Annotated in this window: 15 protein-coding genes; 12 read left to right on the top strand and 3 right to left on the bottom strand. The window is 70.3% G+C overall.

Annotated elements, in window-relative coordinates; translation table 11 throughout:
- The first annotated feature begins 13 nt into the window (after nt 1-13).
- The 6 genes from OOT46_RS00720 (at nt 14) to OOT46_RS00695 (ending at nt 8,107) form a co-directional block, all read left to right on the top strand.
- A complete protein-coding gene (locus OOT46_RS00720; RefSeq protein ID WP_265401653.1) occupies nt 14-1,399 on the top strand; it encodes a hypothetical protein in 1,386 nt (461 codons plus the stop codon).
- Complete coding sequence (locus OOT46_RS00715) at nt 1,287-3,869, top strand: FAD-dependent oxidoreductase (RefSeq protein ID WP_265401877.1); 2,583 nt, start codon at nt 1,287-1,289, stop codon at nt 3,867-3,869. The genes OOT46_RS00720 and OOT46_RS00715 overlap by 113 nt, the downstream gene beginning before the upstream one ends.
- On the top strand, nt 3,866-4,822 hold the full coding sequence (locus OOT46_RS00710) for an amidohydrolase family protein (protein WP_265401652.1): 957 nt from the start codon (nt 3,866-3,868) through the stop codon (nt 4,820-4,822). Before OOT46_RS00715 ends, OOT46_RS00710 begins: the two co-directional genes overlap by 4 nt.
- Before the next feature lie 27 nt (nt 4,823-4,849).
- Nucleotides 4,850-6,175, top strand: a complete 1,326-nt coding sequence (locus tag OOT46_RS00705) for a glycosyltransferase (RefSeq protein WP_265401651.1) — start codon at nt 4,850-4,852, stop codon at nt 6,173-6,175.
- 87 nt (nt 6,176-6,262) lie between these two features.
- Nucleotides 6,263-6,583, top strand: a complete 321-nt coding sequence (locus OOT46_RS00700; protein ID WP_265401650.1) for a BON domain-containing protein — start codon at nt 6,263-6,265, stop codon at nt 6,581-6,583.
- A 93-nt stretch (nt 6,584-6,676) separates the two neighbouring features.
- Nucleotides 6,677-8,107 carry a sigma-54-dependent transcriptional regulator gene (locus OOT46_RS00695; protein WP_265401649.1) on the top strand — a complete coding sequence of 477 codons (1,431 nt, stop codon included), beginning with the start codon at nt 6,677-6,679 and terminating at the stop codon, nt 8,105-8,107.
- A 16-nt stretch (nt 8,108-8,123) separates the two neighbouring features.
- Here OOT46_RS00695 and OOT46_RS00690 read toward each other — a convergent pair whose 3' ends face one another.
- Both OOT46_RS00690 and polA read right to left on the bottom strand, forming a co-directional pair.
- Nucleotides 8,124-9,023, bottom strand: a complete 900-nt coding sequence (locus tag OOT46_RS00690) for a YihY/virulence factor BrkB family protein (protein ID WP_265401648.1) — start codon at nt 9,021-9,023, stop codon at nt 8,124-8,126.
- A gap of 43 nt (nt 9,024-9,066) precedes the next feature.
- Complete coding sequence (gene polA, locus OOT46_RS00685; RefSeq protein ID WP_265401647.1) at nt 9,067-11,835, bottom strand: DNA polymerase I; 2,769 nt, start codon at nt 11,833-11,835, stop codon at nt 9,067-9,069.
- A gap of 68 nt (nt 11,836-11,903) precedes the next feature.
- Here polA and OOT46_RS00680 point away from each other — a divergent pair, with 68 nt between their 5' ends.
- The 5 genes from OOT46_RS00680 to OOT46_RS00660 all read left to right on the top strand — a co-directional run bounded on the left by OOT46_RS00680 (nt 11,904) and on the right by OOT46_RS00660 (nt 15,648).
- The gene (locus OOT46_RS00680; RefSeq protein WP_265401646.1) at nt 11,904-12,275 is read left to right on the top strand and encodes a hypothetical protein; all 372 of its coding nucleotides are present in this window, start codon (nt 11,904-11,906) and stop codon (nt 12,273-12,275) included.
- A 52-nt stretch (nt 12,276-12,327) separates the two neighbouring features.
- Nucleotides 12,328-13,287, top strand: coding sequence for a homoserine kinase (locus OOT46_RS00675; RefSeq protein WP_265401876.1), 960 nt, complete (start codon nt 12,328-12,330; stop codon nt 13,285-13,287).
- Nucleotides 13,288-13,367: 80 nt separating this feature from the next.
- Entirely contained in the window at nt 13,368-14,165 is a 798-nt protein-coding gene (locus tag OOT46_RS00670) for a BPSS1780 family membrane protein (RefSeq protein ID WP_265401645.1), read from the top strand.
- Entirely contained in the window at nt 14,143-14,889 is a 747-nt protein-coding gene (locus tag OOT46_RS00665) for an iron dicitrate transport regulator FecR (RefSeq protein ID WP_265401644.1), read from the top strand. Before OOT46_RS00670 ends, OOT46_RS00665 begins: the two co-directional genes overlap by 23 nt.
- Before the next feature lie 108 nt (nt 14,890-14,997).
- Entirely contained in the window at nt 14,998-15,648 is a 651-nt protein-coding gene (locus tag OOT46_RS00660; RefSeq protein WP_265401643.1) for a hypothetical protein, read from the top strand.
- Nucleotides 15,649-15,706: 58 nt separating this feature from the next.
- On the opposite strand, the gene OOT46_RS00655 is transcribed toward OOT46_RS00660, so the two are convergent.
- Nucleotides 15,707-17,947 carry a PhoX family protein gene (locus OOT46_RS00655; protein ID WP_265401642.1) on the bottom strand — a complete coding sequence of 747 codons (2,241 nt, stop codon included), beginning with the start codon at nt 17,945-17,947 and terminating at the stop codon, nt 15,707-15,709.
- A 170-nt stretch (nt 17,948-18,117) separates the two neighbouring features.
- Here OOT46_RS00655 and OOT46_RS00650 point away from each other — a divergent pair, with 170 nt between their 5' ends.
- On the top strand, nt 18,118-18,339 hold the full coding sequence (locus OOT46_RS00650; protein WP_265401641.1) for a hypothetical protein: 222 nt from the start codon (nt 18,118-18,120) through the stop codon (nt 18,337-18,339).
- Nucleotides 18,340-18,371: the final 32 nt, after the last annotated feature.

Genomic DNA, 18,371 nt, shown 5'->3' with positions numbered 1-18,371 from the left:
TGCCGCACCGCCCATGTCGCGCTCGCCCTCGCTCCCGTCGTCCGGGGGCCGGCAGCAGCAGCAAGGCCCCTGGCCCTGCCCTCCGCTGGCCTCGTTCTGGATGGCCGGCTTCGAGGGCGCCGACCATCGCAACAGCCGCGACCAGCCGCTGGACATGGTGCGCAGCACCGGCCACCTCGACCAACTCGACGCCGACTACCGACACCTGGCTCGCTGGGGCTTGCGCACGGTGCGCGAGAGCATAGGCTGGCGGCTGGCGGAGCCGCAGGGTGGCGCGATCGACCTCGGACGCGCCCTGCAGCTGGCCCGAGCGGCGCAGCACCACGGGCTGCAGGTCCTGTGGACGCTGATGCACTACGGCATGCCGGCCGACGTCGACATCTTCGACGACCGTTTCATCCCGCGCTTCGTGCGTTTTGCCGAAGCCGTCGCGCGGGCGCTCAAGCCGCTGTCGGAGCTCCCCCCTGTCTACACGCCGATCAACGAGATCAGCTTCCTCTCGTGGGCGGTCAGCGAAACGCGGCTGGTCTCGCCTTACGGGCCGCGTTCCGACGGCGCCAGCGGCAGCACCCGCGCCAGCGGCTACAGCGTCAAGCGTCGCCTGGTGCGGGCAGCGATCGAGGCGATGCAGGCAATGCGGGCAGTGGATCCGCGCGCGCGCTTCCTGCACGTGGAGCCGGTGCTGCACGTGGTCGCGCCGAATGACCGGCCCGAGCTGGCGCCGCTGGCCGCGGAGATCCGCAGCTACCAGTGGCAGACCTGGGACCTGCTTGCCGGCCGGCTCGAGCCCGAGCTGGGCGGCAGCGAGGCGGCGCTGGACCTGCTGGGCCTGAACCACTACCACAGCGGCCAGTGGGAGGCGGGCACCGAAAGGCGCCTGCAGTGGCACCTCCGGGATCCGCGCCGCCTGCCCTTCGGCGAGCTTGCGCGCGAGGCCTGGGAGCGCTATCGGCACCCGATGATCGTCGCCGAGACCAGCCATGTCGGCGTCGGCCGGGGCCAGTGGCTGCACGAGATGGCGCAGGAGACCGAGCGCATCCGCCAGGCCGGCGTGCCGCTGCTGGGTCTCTGCCTCTATCCCATCGTCGACCGGCACGACTGGGACGACGAGGGCCACTGGCACCACAGCGGCCTGTGGGACGTCGCGACCCCGGGCAGCGCCCGGCCGCCCGGGCAGCCGCCCGGGCGCGTCCTGAACCGGCCCTATGCACGGGTTTTGCGCCGCTGGCAGCAGCGCCTCGGCGACTTGCACTTCAACAGGAAGCACCACGATGTCACGACCCACCCTGCTCGTCTTCTCGCACCTGCGCTGGGACTTCGTCTACCAGCGTCCGCAGCACCTGCTGTCGCGCCTGGCGGTTCAGTACCGGGTGCTGTTTGTCGAGGAACCGGTGCATGAGGAGGGCGCGCCGCGCCTGCAGTCCTTCCATCCCTGCGAGGGGGTGGAGGTGCTGCGGCCGCATACGCCGGTGGACGCCGCGGGCTTCCACGACGACCAGCTCTCGGTGCTGAAGCCGCTGGTGCAGCAGCACATCGAAGCCCACGGCATCGCCGACTACCTGGTCTGGTTCTACACCCCGATGGCGCTGCCGCTGCTGACCGGCCTGCAGCCGCGCGCCGTCATCTACGACTGCATGGACGAGCTGTCGGCCTTCAAGTTCGCGCCGCGCCAGATGCGCCAGCGCGAGTCGGCCCTGATGAAGACGGCGGACCTGGTTATCACCGGCGGCCCCAGCCTCTACGAGGCCAAGCGCGGCCAGAACCCGCACCTGCATTGTTTCCCCAGCTCGGTGGACGCCGGCCATTTCGCGCCCGCGACGGCGGGGCGCTCGCCCGAGGCGAACGCTGCCCACGCCCTGCACGCCAATATCCCGGCCCCGCGGCTGGGCTTTTTCGGCGTCATCGACGAACGCCTGGACGCTCCCCTGGTGGCGGCACTCGCCGACGCCCGCCCGGACTGGCAGCTGGTGATGGCCGGGCCCGTCGTCAAGATCGACCCGGCCCAGCTGCCGCAGCGGCCCAACATCCACTGGCTCGGCCAGCAGCCCTACGAGCGCCTGCCGGCGCTGGTGGCCGGCTGGGACGTCTGTCTGCTGCCCTTCGCGCTGAACGAGTCGACACGTTTCATCAGCCCGACCAAGACGCTGGAGTACATGGCCGCCGAGAAGCCGGTCGTCAGCACGCCCATCCGCGACGTCACGGGTCTCTACGGCGAGCACGTGCGGGTCGGCCACGACCCGGCGTCCTTCATCGCGGCCTGCGCCGACGCGCTGGCCGAGTCGGAGGCCGAGCGCAGCGTCCGCGTCGAGGTCATGCGGGCCTGCGTGGCGAGCACTTCGTGGGACGCGACCGCGCGCGCCATCGGCGCGCTGATCGACGCGGCGCTGCATCGCCGTGCGTCGCGCCAGCCTGCCTCGACCGGCGCGGCGCCGGGCACCACGGCGCCGGCCGTGCCGCTGGCACCCGGCAGCGGGGCCAGCCAGGCGCCGGCGCTGCGCTCGGTGCGCCACGTCGTGATCGGCGCCGGGCCCACCGGGCTGTCGGCCGCCTACCACCTGGGCGCGGACACCGTGTTGATCGAGCGCGAGGACCGCGTCGGCGGCTGGTGCCGCTCGATCCGGGACCAGGGCTTCACCTTCGACCACGCGGGTCACATCCTGTTCTCGCAGGATCCCTACGTCCTGGAGATGTACGACACGCTGCTGGGCGACAACCTGCACTGGCAGAACCGTGAGGCCTGGATCTACAGCAAGCAGGTCTACACCCGCTATCCCTTCCAGGGCTCGCTCTACGGGCTGCCACCCGAGGTACTGCAGGAATGCCTGGTGGGCGCGATCGAGGCCCGCTTCGGCCCGCTCAAGGGCGGGGCCGCATCGCCCCCGACCGACAGCGCGCCGCCGGCCAACTTCGAGGAGTTCATCTACCGAGTCTGGGGCGCCGGCATCGCCCGCCACTTCGCCGTCCCCTACAACCGCAAGCTCTGGGCCGTGCCGCTGTCGGAGATGGAGACCTCCTGGCTGGGCGGTCGGGTGCCGCTGCCCGACCTCGAACAGATGATCGCCGGGGCGCTGCAGCCGTCACCGCCGCCAATGGGGCCCAATGCGCGCTTCGGCTACCCGCTGCGCGGCGGCTTCCAGGCGCTGATGGACGCCTTCCTGCCGCACCTGCAGGCCGAGCTGTCGCTCAACACCCGGGTCGTGCAGGTCTCGCCCTCGCAGCGCCTGGTGCGCCTGGACGACGGCCGCACCCTGCAGTACGAGACCCTCATCAGCACCATGGCCCTGCCCCAGCTGGTGGCCGCCTGCGGCCCCGAGGCGCCGGCCGAGGTCAAGGCCGCCGCCGCGGGTCTGCGGCATGTCTCGGTGCGCTGCGTCAACCTGGGTGTGGCGCGCGAGGCGCTCACCGACAAGCACTGGATCTATTACCCCGAGGACACGGTGTTCCACCGCATCTTCGTGCAGGGCAACGCCAGCCCGCACTGCAACCCGCCCGGCGGCTTCGGCCTGACCTGCGAGATCACCCACTCGGCCTCCAAGCCGCTGCCCTGCGAGGGCCAGGCGCTGATCGACCGCGTGGTGGACGACTGCCGCCGCGTCGGCATGCTGCGCGAGGACGACCGCCTGATCTGCAGCCACCAGGTCGACATGCCCGGCGCCTACGTGGTCTACGACCATGCCCGCGCCGGCCACGTCGCGCGCATCCGCGACTGGCTGGCGGGACACGGCATCGTGCTGGCCGGCCGCTACAGCGAGTGGGAGTACTACAACTCCGACCATGCCTTCCTGGCCGGCCGTCGCGCCGCCGAGCAGGCGCAGGCCCAGGCGGCGGGCACGGCAGCATCGGTCGTCCGGGCCGGGTCGGCGGCATGATCATCGACGCCCACGTCCACTGTACCGGCCAGGAGCGCAGCAGCGAGGTGCTGCGCTCGCTCGACCAGGCCGGCATCGACATGGCGGTGCTGCTGGCGCCCTTCCTCAGCGAAGGCTATTCGCTCGAGGACCCGGCCTCGCTGCGCCGCGGCAACGCGCATCTGGCGCGACTGGTGCGCGGCCACGAGGACCGGCTGATCGGCTTCGCGGTGCTCGACCCGCGCAGCAAGGACGCCCCCGAGGACCTGCAGCGCGCCTATGATCAGGGTCTGCGCGGCGTGAAGATGGTGCCCACCGGCTGGTATCCCTATGACACCGAGGTGCAGCCGCTGTTCGCCAAGGCCCACGAGCTGAAGCTGCCGCTGCTGTTCCACAGCGGCATCTTCATCGACGGGCGCTCCGGGCGCTTCTGCCGGCCGACCTTTTTCGAGGCGCTGCGCGACTACCCCGGCCTCAAGGTGGCATTGGCCCACCTGGGCTGGCCCTGGACCGACGAGGCGATCGCCGTCGGCCTGATCGAGCTGATCCACGGCGTCGCGCCGGACCACGTGATGTTCCGCTTCGACATCTCCTTCGGCCCCCCACCCGTCTACCGGCGCGAGGTGCTGTCCAAGGCGCTGGCGGTGCTGGGGCCCGACCTGCTGCAGTTCGGCAGCGACTGTTTCCTGCCCTGCAGCGGTGCCCACATCGCCGAGCGCAAGGGCTGGGTGGTCGATCTGCTGGACGAGCTGGAGGTCGACGCGCGCGGACGCGAGCGCATCTGGAGCGGCACCGCGGCGGCCTGGCTCGGCCTGGATGCGGGAGAGGCCGCCATGCGGGCGGCCCGAGCGAAACAAGGCCCGCCGGAGGCTGAGCCGGAGTCGCGGCTGCTGGCCTCCACCGGCCGCCTGTTCACCTCTCTCCTCCGTGGGGACGAAGACCGCCCGCCGGGCTTGTCCCCTGTGTGCTGCTGAAAGGCAGCGTCGACCGTCCTGCGCACCATGGCTTCAACGCACACCCCCGAGCAGACCCACGTCCTGCAAATCGTCGGCAACGCCATCGTCGGCGGCATGGAGACCTATGTCTCGCGCCTCATCGAGCGGCTGCCTCGCGAGCGTTTCCGGGTCACCGCGCTGTGCCCCTGGGAGAGCCCGTTCAGCGAACAGCTGCGCGCGCTGGACGCCGAGGTGCTGATCGTGCCCATGCCCGACGACCCGCCCTGGGCCTCGATCCAGACCACCGCGGCGCTGATCCGCGCCCAGGGCATCGACGTGGTCCAGGCGCATCTGCCCAACGCCCACCTGCTCGCAGCCCTCGCCGGCCGCCTCACCGAGACACCGGTGCTCGCCACCGTGCACGGGCGGCAACTGCACGTGGCCGACCTGGAGGCCCACCGGCTCGCCGGCACCCACCTCAGCGTGGTCTGCCAGTACACCTACTACCACGCGCTGACCCTGGGCGTGGCGGCGGCGCAGCTGCACCTGATCCCCAATGGGGCCGACCTGGAGGTGTTTCGCCCGCAGCGGGTGCGCGACGGCGCGCTGCGACAGCGCTTCGGCATTGCCGCCGAGGCGCCCCTGGTCGGTTTCGTCGGCCGACTGTCGTGGGAGAAGGGGCCGGAGAGCTTTCTGCGTGCGGCGCTGATCGCCCATGGCCGCTGCCCCGAGGCGCGTTTTGTCCTGGTCGGCGACGGTCCGATGGCCCAGCAGTGCGCCAGATTCATCGAGAGCTTCGGCATGAGCGGCTACGCCCACCTCGCGGGGCTGCAGGCCGACATGCCGGCGGTCTTCGCCGAACTCGACCTGGTGGTCTCCACCTCGCACACCGAGGCCATGCCGCTGGCGTTGATGGAGGCGATGGCGTGCGGGCTGCCGGTGGTCGCGACCCGGGTCGGCGGCGTGCCCGACATGGTCCAGCACAGTCTGACAGGTGCGCTGGTCAGCCCTGGCGACTTTGACGGGATGGGCGCGCTGATCGTCAAGCTGCTCGGACAGCCCGAAACCCTGAGGTCCATGGGACAACACGCGCGCGAGCGCGCCGAGCGGCACTTCAACCTGGCCGAAGGTGTGGCGGCCACCGGCGACTTGCTGGCCCGCCTGGCCCGAGGCGTGCGGACTGCGCCGGCGCCGCGCCCGAGCAGCGCCGGCCATGCGGCCGCCCTCCCTGGCCCGCATCCGGCGAAACCGGCGAACGGCCACGCCGGCGCACATGCGAACGGACACACGAACGGCCATGCGAACGGGCACGCCGCGGGACACCCGACAGGGCATGCCGGCAGCCGCAGCGGCACCGGGCGGCGGGCGGCGGCCAAGCCGGCGGGAGCCTGAAACGGGGGGCCGGGCACGCTGGTTGCGTTCCTGCCTGGGGCTGGCGGCCACAGGCCGCGAGGGTTTATCAACACCAAGGAGTGATCCATGAAGAAGCTGTTTGTCGCCGGGATGATTGCCACCGCTGCCGTGCTGGCCAGCACCGGCTGCGCCGTCACCAGCGGCCAAAGTTCGGTGGGCGAGTACGTCGACGACGCGACGGTCGCCACCCGCGTGAAGACCAAGTTTGCGCAGGATTCGACCGTCGCGGCCTCGCGCATTCAGGTAGAAGTGCAGAATGGCACGGTCCAGCTGGCGGGTTTCGCCGCCAGCGAGGCCGAGCGCCAGAAAGCCGCCGATCTGGCGCGCAGCGTTCCGGGCGCCAAGAGCGTGCGCAACGACATCATCGTGCGCCCTGCCGACAAGTAAACCTGCCGTCGCACGGCCGGCCGGCGCTTGTGTAAATCGCACAGCAAATCCGACCGGCCCTGTTGTCCCCCGAGACTCAGCGCGTCACGTCACATGCCGCATGTCCTGATTGTTGACGATTCGCCCGACGAGCTCGGGTGGATGAGCGAGGTCGCAGAGGCCGAAGGCTGCACCGTGGCCACTGCGGATTCGCTGCGTGCCGCGCGGGTCCAGCTGGTGCGTCAGCAGCCCGAGGTGCTGCTGACCGACATCCAGCTGCCCGACGGCAACGGCCTGCAGCTGGTGCACGACCTGGAAGCCCCGGCCCAGACCGAGGTCGTCGCCATCACCGGCCACGCCTCGGTGGACAGCGTGGTCGAGGCGCTGCGCCTGGGTGCCACCGACTACCTGGTCAAGCCGGTCGACGTCGAGCGCCTGCGCGGCATCCTCAAGCGCCAGCCGGAGGCGGCCGAATTGCGCCACGAGATCGGTGAGCTGCGAGGCGAGCTGCGCAGGGCCGGCCGCTTCGGCCTGCTGCTGGGCGCATCGCCCGCCATGCAGTCGCTCTACGACAAGCTGGCGCGGGTGGCACCGACCTCCGCCACGGTGCTGCTGATCGGCGAAAGCGGCACCGGCAAGGAGCTGGCCGCCCGCACGCTGCACGACCTGAGCCGGCGCAAGCGTTGTCCCTTCCTGGGCGTCAATTGCGGCGCAATCTCGCCGCAGCTGATCGAAAGCGAGCTGTTCGGCCACGAAAAGGGCAGCTTCACCGGCGCCGACCGCCAGCACATCGGCTTTTTCGAGCGCGCCAACGGCGGCACCCTGCTGCTCGACGAGGTCACCGAGATGCCGATGGAGCTGCAGGTCAAGCTGCTGCGGGTGCTGGAAACCGGCAGCTTCGTGCGCGTGGGCACCACCCAGCCGATCTCGACCGACGTGCGCCTGGTCGCCGCCACCAACCGGCTGCCCGAGAAAGCCGTCGCCGAGGGTCGCTTCCGCGAGGACCTCTACCACCGCCTCAATGTCTTCCCGGTGGTGCTGCCGCCGCTGCGCGAACGCGGCAACGACATCGAGACGCTGGCGCAGCATTTCCTCGATGAGCTGAACCGCCAGGAAGGCACGCTCAAGAGCTTCTCTCCGCAGGCCATCGCACGGCTCTACGAGCAGAACTGGAGCGGCAACGTGCGCGAGCTGCGCAACTACGTGCAGCGCGCCTTCATCCTGGCCGACGACGTCGTCGAGGCGGCCGAGACCAGCGAGACCACGATGGAGTCCGGGCCGGCCGACGTCATCAGCATCCGCATCGGCACCCCGCTCGACGAGGTCGAGCGCCGCGTCACGATGGCCACCCTGGAGCGCTGCGGTCAGGTCAAGCGCAAGACCGCCGAGGTGCTGGGCATCAGCCTGAAGACGCTCTACAACCGGCTGGAGGTCTACTCGATGAAGGACCAGGCGCACGAGACCGGCTCCTTGCCTTCGGGCCACCGCCTGCCGCCGGCCCCGCCGCAGGGCAACCGGGGCGGGCCCGGTGCCGCCAAGCACTGAACCCCCTGCTCCCGCGTCAGGATGGCGCCGTCGGCGGCACGCCGCGCGCGCCATTTAGGCACCACGCCAGGGCCGCGCCCAGCAGCAGGATCTGCGAGGCGTAGTAGACCCACAGCATCAGCACCACGAAGGAGCCGGCTGCGCCGTAGCTGGAGGAGACGCTGGCGCGGCCCAGGTAGAGGCCGATCAGGTGCTTGCCGACCGCGAACAGCAAAGCGCTGACCAGCGCGCCGCGCCAGGCGGCCGGCCACGCCGGCGGCGACTCCGGCAGCCAGCGCAGCAGCGCCGCGAAGGCAAAGGACAGCACGATGGTGGAAACCGTCACGTCCAGCGCCGCGATCACGCCGCCAAGCGGCGGGAAACGCTGCGACAGATAGGCTCCCAGCGCGGCCAGCGCCGCACTCGCGATCAAGGAGACGATGGACAGGAAGCCGAAACCCAGCACCAGCGCGAAGGCGACCAGCCGCGCCCGCACGAAGGCGCCGAGGCCGGTCGGCTGCTCGGTCAGGCGCCCGAGCCGGTTGAGGGCGTTGCGCAAGGCCACGAACACCCCGCTCGCCCCCACCAGCAGCGCCGCCACGCCGAGCAGGCCGGCCAGACCGCTGTTGTCGCTGCGCCAGGACGACGCGATCATGGCCTCGATGCTGCGCGCCGCGTCGAGGCCCACCAGCTCCTGGATCTGACCGACGATCTGCCCGCGCGCGGCCTCCTCGCCGAACACGGCGCCGGCGATCGTGATCACGATCACCAGCAGGGGCGCCAGCGCGAACATCGAGTAGAACGCGATCGAGGCGCCCAGCTGCGGGCCCTGCTCGTCGGCCCACACGTTGACCGCCTGGATCGTCACGGCGACCGGCCGGCGCAGGGGCCGGGGCACCGCGCTCCAGGCGCGCTGCTTCCATGCGTGCAAGTCCATGCTCCAGTCGGGGCAGGGGGCATGCCCGCGGTCGGCACGGGACTCAGTGCGCGCGGTCCCAGTTGGGGCCCACGCCGACCTCGGCCAGCAACGGCACCTTGAGCTGGGCGACCGAGGCCATCACACGCGGCACCTCGCTACGCACCCAGTCGAGCTCGGCCTCGGGCACCTCGAAGACCAGTTCGTCGTGCACCTGCAGCACCATCTTCGTCGCCTTGCCGGCGGCGTCCAGCGCCTCTTGCACCGCCAGCATCGACAGCTTGATCAGGTCGGCGGCGGTGCCCTGCATGGGCGCGTTGATGGCGGCGCGTTCGGCGCCGCCGCGGCGCGGTCCGTTCGGACTGTTGATCTCGGGCAGCCAAAGCCGGCGCCCGAAGACCGTCTCGACATACCCCTTGTCCTTGGCCGAGGCGCGCGTCTCGTCCATGTAGCGCTTGACCATCGGGTAGCGCTGGAAGTAGCGGTCGATGTAGTCGCGCGCGGCCTTCTGCTCGATGCCCAGGTTGCTCGCCAGGCCGAAGGCGCTCATGCCGTAGATCAGGCCGAAGTTGATCACCTTGGCATAACGGCGTTGCTCGCTGGTGACCGCCTCGGGCGGCACGGCGAAGATCTCGGCGGCCGTGGCCCGGTGCACGTCCATGCCCTCGGTGAAGGCCTTGATCAAGGTGGCGTCCTCGGAGATGTGCGCCATGATGCGCAGCTCGATCTGCGAGTAGTCGGCCGAGACGATGACATGCCCCGGTGGCGCGACAAAGGCCTCACGGATGCGCCGGCCCTCCGGCGTGCGGATGGGGATGTTCTGCAGATTGGGCTCGTTGCTCGACAAGCGTCCGGTCACCGCCACCGCCTGCGCGTAGTTGGTGTGCACCCGGCCGGTGGCCGGGTTGATCATCGAGGGCAGCTTGTCGGTGTAGGTGCCCTTGAGCTTGGACAGGCTGCGGTGCTCGAGGATGCGCGCCGGCAGCGGGTAGTCCTCGGCCAGCTTCTCCAGCACCTCCTCGTCGGTGGACGGCGCGCCGCTGGCGGTCTTCTTGACCACCGGCAGCTGCAGCTTGCCGAACAGGATCTCGCCGATCTGCTTGGGGCTGCCCAGGTTGAAGGGCTGGCCGGCCAGCGCATGGGCCTCGCCCTCCAGCGCCACGATGCGCTGCGCCAGCTCCTGGCTCTGGCGGGCCAGCAGCGCCGCGTCGATCAGCACGCCGTTGCGCTCGATGCGCTGCAGCAGCGCCGACACGGGCATCTCGATGCGCTCGTAGACCCAGCGCAGCCCGGGCTCGGCCTCCAGGCGCGGCCACAGGGTCTGGTGCACGTGCAGGGTCATCTCGCTGTCCTCGCCCGAGTACTCGGTGGCGCGCTGCACGTCGACCTGGGCGAAGGGGATCTGGTTGGCGCCCTTGCCGCAGACATCCTCGTAGCTCAGGCCCTGGCGGTCCAGGTGGCGCGCCGCCAGGCTTTCCAGGTTGTGCGGCTTGTGCGCCTCGAAGACATAACTCTGCAGCATCGTGTCGTGCCGGTAGCCCTGCACCGCGATGCCATGGTTGGCGAACACGTGCAGGTCGTACTTGATGTGCTGGCCCACCTTGGCGCAGGCCGGGTCCTCCAGCCAGGGCCGCAGCCGCTCCAGCACCTCGGCCAGCGGCAGCTGCTCGGGCACGTCGCCGTAGCTGTGCTGCAGCGGGACATAAGCCGCCTCGCCCGGGGCCACGCTGAAGGAGATGCCGACGATACGCGCGCGCATCGGGTCGAGCGAGTCGGTCTCGGTGTCCACCGCCGCCAGCGGCGCGCTCTTCAGCCGCGCGATCCAGGCCTCCAGCGCCGCGAAGTCCAGCACCGTCTCGTAGCGCTTGTCCGTCACTGGCGGGGCGGCCGCAGCGGCGGGCGCCCCGCCGACGCCGAACAGGTCGGCGGTCTCGCCGGCCGGCAGCGCGGCCTGGCGGCCCAGCTGCTCCTCCAGTTCCTTGCGCCAGGTCTTGAAGCCGTAGCGCGTGAAGAAGGCCAGCAGGCCTTCGCGATCGACCTCGCGGAACTCCAGAGCATCGAACTCGGGCCAGCTGAGCACGTGGCCGCTGAGGTCGCAGTCGGTCACCACGGTGATCAGCCGGCGGCCCTGCGGCAACCACGCCAGCGCCTTGCGCAGGTTCTCGCCGGCCACCCCCTTGATCTTGTCGGCCGCGGCGACGACACCGTCGAGCGAGCCGTGCTCGAGGATCCACTTGACCGCGGTCTTCGGACCCACCTTGTCGACACCCGGCACGTTGTCGACCGCGTCGCCGATCAGGGTCAGGTAGTCGATGATGCGCTCCGGCGGCACACCGAACTTGGCCTGCACGCCCGCGACGTCCAGCGTCTCGTTGCTCATCGTGTTGATCAGCGTGACGTTCTCGTTGACGAGCTGGGCCATGTCCTTGTCGCCGGTCGAGACGATCACCCGGCGGCCGTGCTTGCAAGCCATCGAGGCGAGCGTGCCGATGACGTCGTCGGCCTCCACGCCCGGCACCTCGAGCACCGGCCAGCCCAGCAGTTTCACCACCGCATGGATGGGCTCGATCTGGGCCGCCAGCGCCTCGGGCATCGGCGGGCGGTGGGCCTTGTAGTCGGCATACCACTGGGTGCGGAAGGTGTCGCCCTTGGCATCGAAGACACAGGCCGCGTGGCGGGCCGGGAACTGCTCGCGCAGCCTGCGCAGCATGTTGATCATTCCGTAGATCGCGCCGGTCGGCTCGTCCTGCGCATTGCGCAGATCGGGCATGGCGTGGAAGGCGCGATAGAGGTAGCTGGAGCCGTCGACCAGCAGCAGGGTGTTGTCGCTCATGGCGGCATTTTCCTGCAAGCCCTGCCCGCGCCGCGCCGGCAGATGCAAGCGGGCCTAAAATCGGGGCCATGATGAAGCGCTTTGCCTGCCGCCTGTCCTGTCTGGCCGCCCTGCTCGCCGCCGCAGCCGTCCCCGCCCTCGCCCAGCCCGGTGCGGCGGTGCCCGGCAGCGCGCAGCCCGCCGCGGCCACCGCCCCTCAGGCCGCGCAAGGCGCACGCGGCGGCGCCCAGGAAGAAGCGGTGCAGCGCACCCGCATCGAGGACGACAACGCGCGCATCGACGAGTTGCGCGTGCGCGGCCAGAACCGCCGCATCGCGGTGCAACCCAAGAAGGGCGGCGCGGCCTACGAAGTGCTGCCGGCTGATGGCAGCCGCGACCTGTCGAACGAGGGCGGGCGGGGTGCCGCCGGCCAACGCGTCTGGCACCTCCTGTCGTTCTGAGCCGCCGCCGTCTTCCGTTTCATCCAGCCGCGTGCAGCGCACGCCGACCGTCATGGCCGTTTTCACGCCCGTTTCCCTCGAAGATGCCTCCGCCCTGGCGGGCCGCCTCGGCCTCGGTGCCGTCACCGCGTTGAAGGGCATCAGCTCCGGCATCGAGAACACCAACTACTTCCTCAGCACCGCGAAAGGTGAGTACGTACTCACCTTGTTCGAGCGCCTGAGCTTCGAGCAGCTGCCCTTCTACCTGCACCTGATGAAACACCTCGCGGTGCGCGGCATCCCGGTGCCCGAGCCGCAGGCCGACGCTGCCGACGAGATCCTGCACACCGTGCAGGGCAAGCCGGCCGCGGTGGTGGACAGGCTGCGCGGCGGCCACCAGCTGGCGCCCAGCCAGCAGCACTGCGAGCAGGTCGGTGCGATGCTGGCCCGTTTGCACCTGGCCGGGCGCGACTACCCGCGCAGCCAGCCCAACCTGCGTGGCATCGAATGGTGGGCCGAGACGGTGCCGGTGGTGGCGCCCTACCTGAGCGCGCCCGAGCGCGAGCTGCTGGAGGCGGAGCTGACCTTCCAGCAGACCCTGTACAGCTCGCCGCTGTATGCCGAGCTGCCGCGCGGGCCCATCCATGCCGACCTGTTCCGCGACAACGTGATGTTCGAGGGCGACACGCTCAGCGGCTTTTTCGACTTCTATTTCGCTGGCATCGACACCTGGTTGTTCGACATCGCGGTCTGCCTCAACGATTGGTGCGTCGACCTCGAGAGCGGCCGCCTCGTGGAGGAACGCGCGACCGCCTTCCTGGCCGCCTACGACCGCGAGCGCGAGATCACCCACGCCGAGTCGCGCCTGCTGCCGGCGCTGCTGCGCGCCGGGGCGCTGCGCTTCTGGCTGTCTCGCCTGTGGGACTACCACCTGCCCCGCGAGGCGCAGGTGCTGAAGGCGCACGACCCCGGCCATTTCGAGCGCATCCTGCGCCAGCGCATCCTCGCACCCTGGCACTACATCCGGGGGTGAGCACTGACCCCCCGGCGGGGCCACTATCATCGGAGCCCGTCGGCGGTCGGCCGACGACCCGCCACTTCCGACGCGAGCTCATGAAACTTCGACTGGTGAGGGCCCGCCGCGGCACCTTGTGGGTGCAGCAGGCGTTCCGGGTGTTTTTCCGCCAACCGCTGGCCTTCACGGCGCTGCTGTTCATCGCGCTGTTCGCGGCCTTTTTGCTGCTGGTGCTGCCGCTGGTGGGGCCGCTGGCGCTGCTGACCCTGCTGCCGGCCGGCACCCTGGGTTTCATGATCGCGACCCACCAGGCCGAGAACGGCGAACGTTTCCCCATGCCGGGCGTTTTCATCGCGCCCTTCCGCGTCAGTCGCGCGAATGCCAAGGCGCTCATCCAGCTGGGCGTGGCCTACGCGCTGGCCTCGCTGTTCCTGATGCTGGTGCTGCAGTGGCTGGAGGGCGACTCGACCGCGCTGCAGCAGGCCATGGAACGCGGCCAGGTGGGCGGCGAGGTGCTGGCCGACCCGGCGTTCCAGCGCAGCCTGCTGCTGCGCGCGCTGCTGGCGCTGCCGCTGAGCCTGATGTTCTGGCATGCGCCGGCGCTGGTGCACTGGGGGGGCGTGAGCGCCGTGAAGTCGGTCTTTTTCAGTGTCGTGGCCTGCTGGCGCAACAAGGGCGCCTTCGTGGTCTACGCCATCACCTGGGCTGGCGTGCTGGCCCTGTTCGGACTGTTGTCCAGCCTGGTGTTCTCGCTGCTGTCGGCACCGCAGCTGGTACCGCTGGCGGCCTATCCCGCCGCGCTGATGTTCATGACGGTGTTCTACATTTCGCTGTACTTCACATTCAGGGACTGCTTCGAGCTGGAGCTGCCGGATGACAACAACACATCGACTTGAGGGACGGGGAGCGCACGAGCTGGAGTGGCTGAGCCGGCGCGAGACCCTGCTCGGCGCGGCGGCCTTCGCCGCCGCGTGCGCGAGCGGTGGCGTCACCGCCCGGGGCCGCGGCAACATCGTCACGCTGATCGGCGAGGCACTGCTCAACGGCCGGCCCTTGCATCGCGACGACGTGATCCAGAGCGGCGACACGCTGCACACCGGCCCCGCGTCGATGCTGGTTTTCGTGCTCGGCACGTCGGCCTTCCACCTGCGTCAGAACACGCGCCTGACGCTGGAGAGGGGCCGCTCGGTGAACCTGGTCTCGGCGCTGCGCCTGCTGACCGGCGGGCTGGTGTCGGTCTGGACCCACCGCGAGACGACCCGCCTGATCACCACCCCCACCCTGACCATCGGCATCCGCGGCACCGGGGTCTACACCGAGGCGCGCGACGACGGCCGGACCTATTTCTGCAACTGCTACGGCACCGTGGAGCTCAGCTCCGGCGACACCCGGCTGCTGTCGCAGTCGGACTACCACCAGGCGGTCTGGGCCGAGCCCGACCGGCCGCTGCGCCAGCGCCTGCGCCCGGCCCAGTTGCTCAACCACACCGACGAGGAGCTGGAATTCCTCGCCGGGCTGCTCGGCAGCCGCACACGCTGGCAGGGGCTGGGCCGCAAGGGCGTGCGCGACGGCAAGGGCTACATGCCGGAACACAGCGAGCGGCCGCACCCGGCGCAGTGACCACGGGCCGGGAAGCGCTCGGAAGGTCTGGATATGAAGGTATCGGATCTGCTTGGACCCGCGACCCCGGCTGCGCCTTGGCCCTCCGGAAGCTACCGCTCTGCCGGCGTGCTGGCCGTGCTTGCCCTTCACATCGCGGTGATCGGCTGGGTCGGGCGCCGGGTTCCATCGCCGCACCCGCACCCCGCGCCCGATACCTCGAGGAGGATGGTTTACATCACTCTCCCCGCCCGCGCCGAGAACAAGGCGCGCCCCTCCGAGACCTCGACGCAAGGTCCGACGGCACCGACCGAGGTCACCCGGGAACACGCCATCCCGGCGAGCACGCGGGCCCCTGCGCCGCGAGCGACCAAAGCTCCCGCCACCGCGACACCTGAGCCCGCGCTGACCGCTGGGGACAGACAAGCGGTGCGTGAGCGCGACGGCGCAGGCGACGAGGTGGCGCCTCTCAGGGGTGAGGGATCCAAGGAGCAGCCGGCCGCGACGCCGGACTTGGACCTCGGGTCGGGCGTGATGAAACAGGCGACGCAAGGGAGCAAAGGCGCTGTGTCACAGATGGCCGAGCGCAGCCATGCCGGCTCGCTGATCAACGATGCGCCCTCTGCCAGTCAGCGTTTGAGCGGGCAGATGGAACACGCCGCCATTCCCGACTGTCTGCGCGAAGACGCACTGAAACATTCGGCGGTTCCCCTCGGCGGCCTGCTTGCCATTCCCTCCCTGGTGCACGCCGCCATGAGCGGCTCCTGCAAGACGCCATGAAGGCGCAAGGGGCCGGCAGCCGCGCCGCCGGCCCCTTGCGCTGAAGCGCCTGCCCGACTCAACTGCCGATGCGGCCTCCGTCGTCCTTGGTGATCACCACCGTGGCCGAGCGCGGGCGGGCGTTGCCGCCGTCCGGCCAGTGGCTGGTGTAGTTGGCCGGCGTGCCGATGTCGGCCAGCTGGGTGCTTTCGCCCGGGTGCTGGATGTTGACGAACAAGGTCTTGCCGTCCGGTGTCTCGGCGCAGCCGGTGATCTCGCTGCCGACCGGGCCGACCAGGAAACGCTTCAGCGTCCCGGCCGTCGCCGCCTTGCCCACCGGGGTCTCGAGGGTCAGCGTACTGCCGTCGGCCCTGGCATGGGTCAGCGTCTTCCTGGCACCGTCGCCGACCTGGCCCGGCAGGGCCGCCAGCATCATGCAGTTGGTGACATCGGTGTAGGCGCCGTCGTCGGTCTGGATCCAGCAGATGCCGGTAGCGCGGCTGAACCACAGGCCGTCGGGGCTGGAGAAGTCCTGGTCGGCGGTCAGGCCCGACAGGTTCACCAGCGCGGCGTCCGCACCGGCTTCCGCGCCGAACAGATAGACATCCCAGCTGAAGGTGAGCGCTGCCGCCTCGTCACCGGTTTCGCGGATGCGGATGATGTGGCCGTTGTGGTTGCCGGCCTTGGTCGGGTCGGCCGCTGTGCCGCCATAAGCGTCCGCATAGGAGCGCGGATTGGCCGCGTCCACGGCGACCTGCGAGGAGCCGCTGGGTTCGACCTTGCGGTTGCTGTTGTTGGTCAGCGTGTAGTAGATCTCGCCGGTGGTCGGGTGGGTCGCGCACCACTCGGGGCGGTCCATCTTGGTCGCACCGACGGCGTCGGCCGCCAGGCGGGCGTTGACCAGCACGTCGGCCTGGTCGGCGAAGTCGTACTTGTCGTAGCTGGCGATCGCCGTGTTGGCGATGTTCAGCTCGATCCACTGGCCGCTGCCGTCGGCCGCGAACTTCGCGACATACAACCTGCCCTCGTCGAGGTACTTGTCGCCGGTGGTGATGCGGTTGGCGGGCTCGGCGTCGGCAGCGTTCCAGGTCGCGGTCGAGACGAACTTGTACATGTACTCGCCGCGCGAGTCGTCACCCATGTACACCGCCAGCGGCTTGCCGGCCACCAGCTTGGAGAACGCCGCGCTTTCGTGCGCGAAACGGCCCAGCGCGGTGCGCTTGCGCATCGTCGAGGTCGGGTCGTAGGGATCGACCTCGACGATGTAGCCGTAGGTGTTCATCTCGTTGCGGTAGTCGGCGGCGGCCGAGGCGCCGCTCTGGGTGATGTCCCAGCGGGCGAAACGGTCCTCGCTGCCGGCGCTCTCCCAGCCGTGGCGGGTGCTGGAATTTTCCTTGCGGCCATAGCGCTCCAGGGCCACGTCGGCCTGGCCACGCAGCGCCTTGTCGGCGCCACGGCGGAAGTAGTTGGCCCAGTTCTCTTCGCCCGACAGCAGCGTGCCCCAGGGGGTATAGCCGGTGCCGCAGTTGTTGAGGGTGCCGCGCGTGTCGGTGCCGGCCGGCGAGTACTTGGTCTTGAGCAGGTCGTTGCCGCGCGCCGGGCCGGACAGGCGCACCGGGGTCAGCGGCGTGAAGCGGCGGTTGTAGTCCGAGTCCTGCACATACGCGAAGCTTCCGTCGACCTTGCGGACCTCGACGATGGAGATGCCGTGGGCCGCGACTTCCTTGTCCACCTCGGCCGCGAGACGGGCGTTGTTGGGGCTGCCCCCGGCGGGGTGCATGAAGATCACGCGGCCGCCGTCGTCGGAGGTCGCCTCGTGGTTCATCGCCAGCAGGCCGCGCTCCGAGCCGCCAGCGTCGCGAGCCGTGCCGGCGGCGTTCAGGCCGAAGTACTCCATGCCGTCGTGGTGGTCGCCGGCACGCTGCTCGTAGTTGTCGTCGCTGCCGTCGTTCTGGTACGCGGCCACGCCGGCCGCGATCGGGTCGCCCATGCGGTAGAGCACGCTGGCGCTGTAGCCCTCGGGCACCACCACCGTGTCGGCCCGGCTCTTGGCCACCGCGTGGAAGCCCAGCAGGGTTTCGGCCGGCGGCGGGTTGCCGCCGTTGTCGTCGTCCTCATCGTCACCATCGCCGCCGCCGCAGGCGGCCAGCGACAGGCCACCGAGCACGGCGGTCGCAGCGCTGCCCACACCGCCGCGCAGCAAGGAGCGGCGGCTCAGGCGAGCTTGCAGCACGGCGTCGAAGCTGGGGTTGCCCGAATTGTTGTTGTCGATGTCATCGTGGTCGATGGCTTGCGGGGTGAAGCCGAGCGTTTTGCTCATGGAGTCCGTCCTCTGGTGGGCGTGGTGAAAGACGGCGGCAGCTTAGGGAGCCCGCATGAAGCCCACGTTACACATTGATGACGAAGCCGTGACGCCTGCCCGACAGGCGGCGCACCGCAGGCTGGCACGGCGCCGATAATGCGCCCAGACAATCACTGAAGATCTGAACCATGCGCGCCACGCATCGCCTCCCTGCCCTGATGCGCCTCGCGGTCCTGACCGCGCTGGCCGGCTCGCTGCTGGGCGGCTGCGCGGTGGTGAGCGTGGCCGGCGCCGCGGCGGGCGCAGCCATCTCGGTCACGGGTGCGGTGGTCAGCACCGGCGTGAAGGTCACCGGTGCGGTGGTGGAAGCCGGCGTCGACGCCGTGTCGGACGACGACAACGAGGATTGAGCGGCCGCAGCCGCCCTGTCCGCCCGGCCGGG

The organism is Aquabacterium sp. A7-Y (assembly GCF_026153205.1).
Lineage (GTDB): Bacteria > Pseudomonadota > Gammaproteobacteria > Burkholderiales > Burkholderiaceae_C > Caldimonas.
Note: the sequence above shows the minus strand (reverse complement) of the source record. Positions and strands in the feature narration are given on the sequence as shown.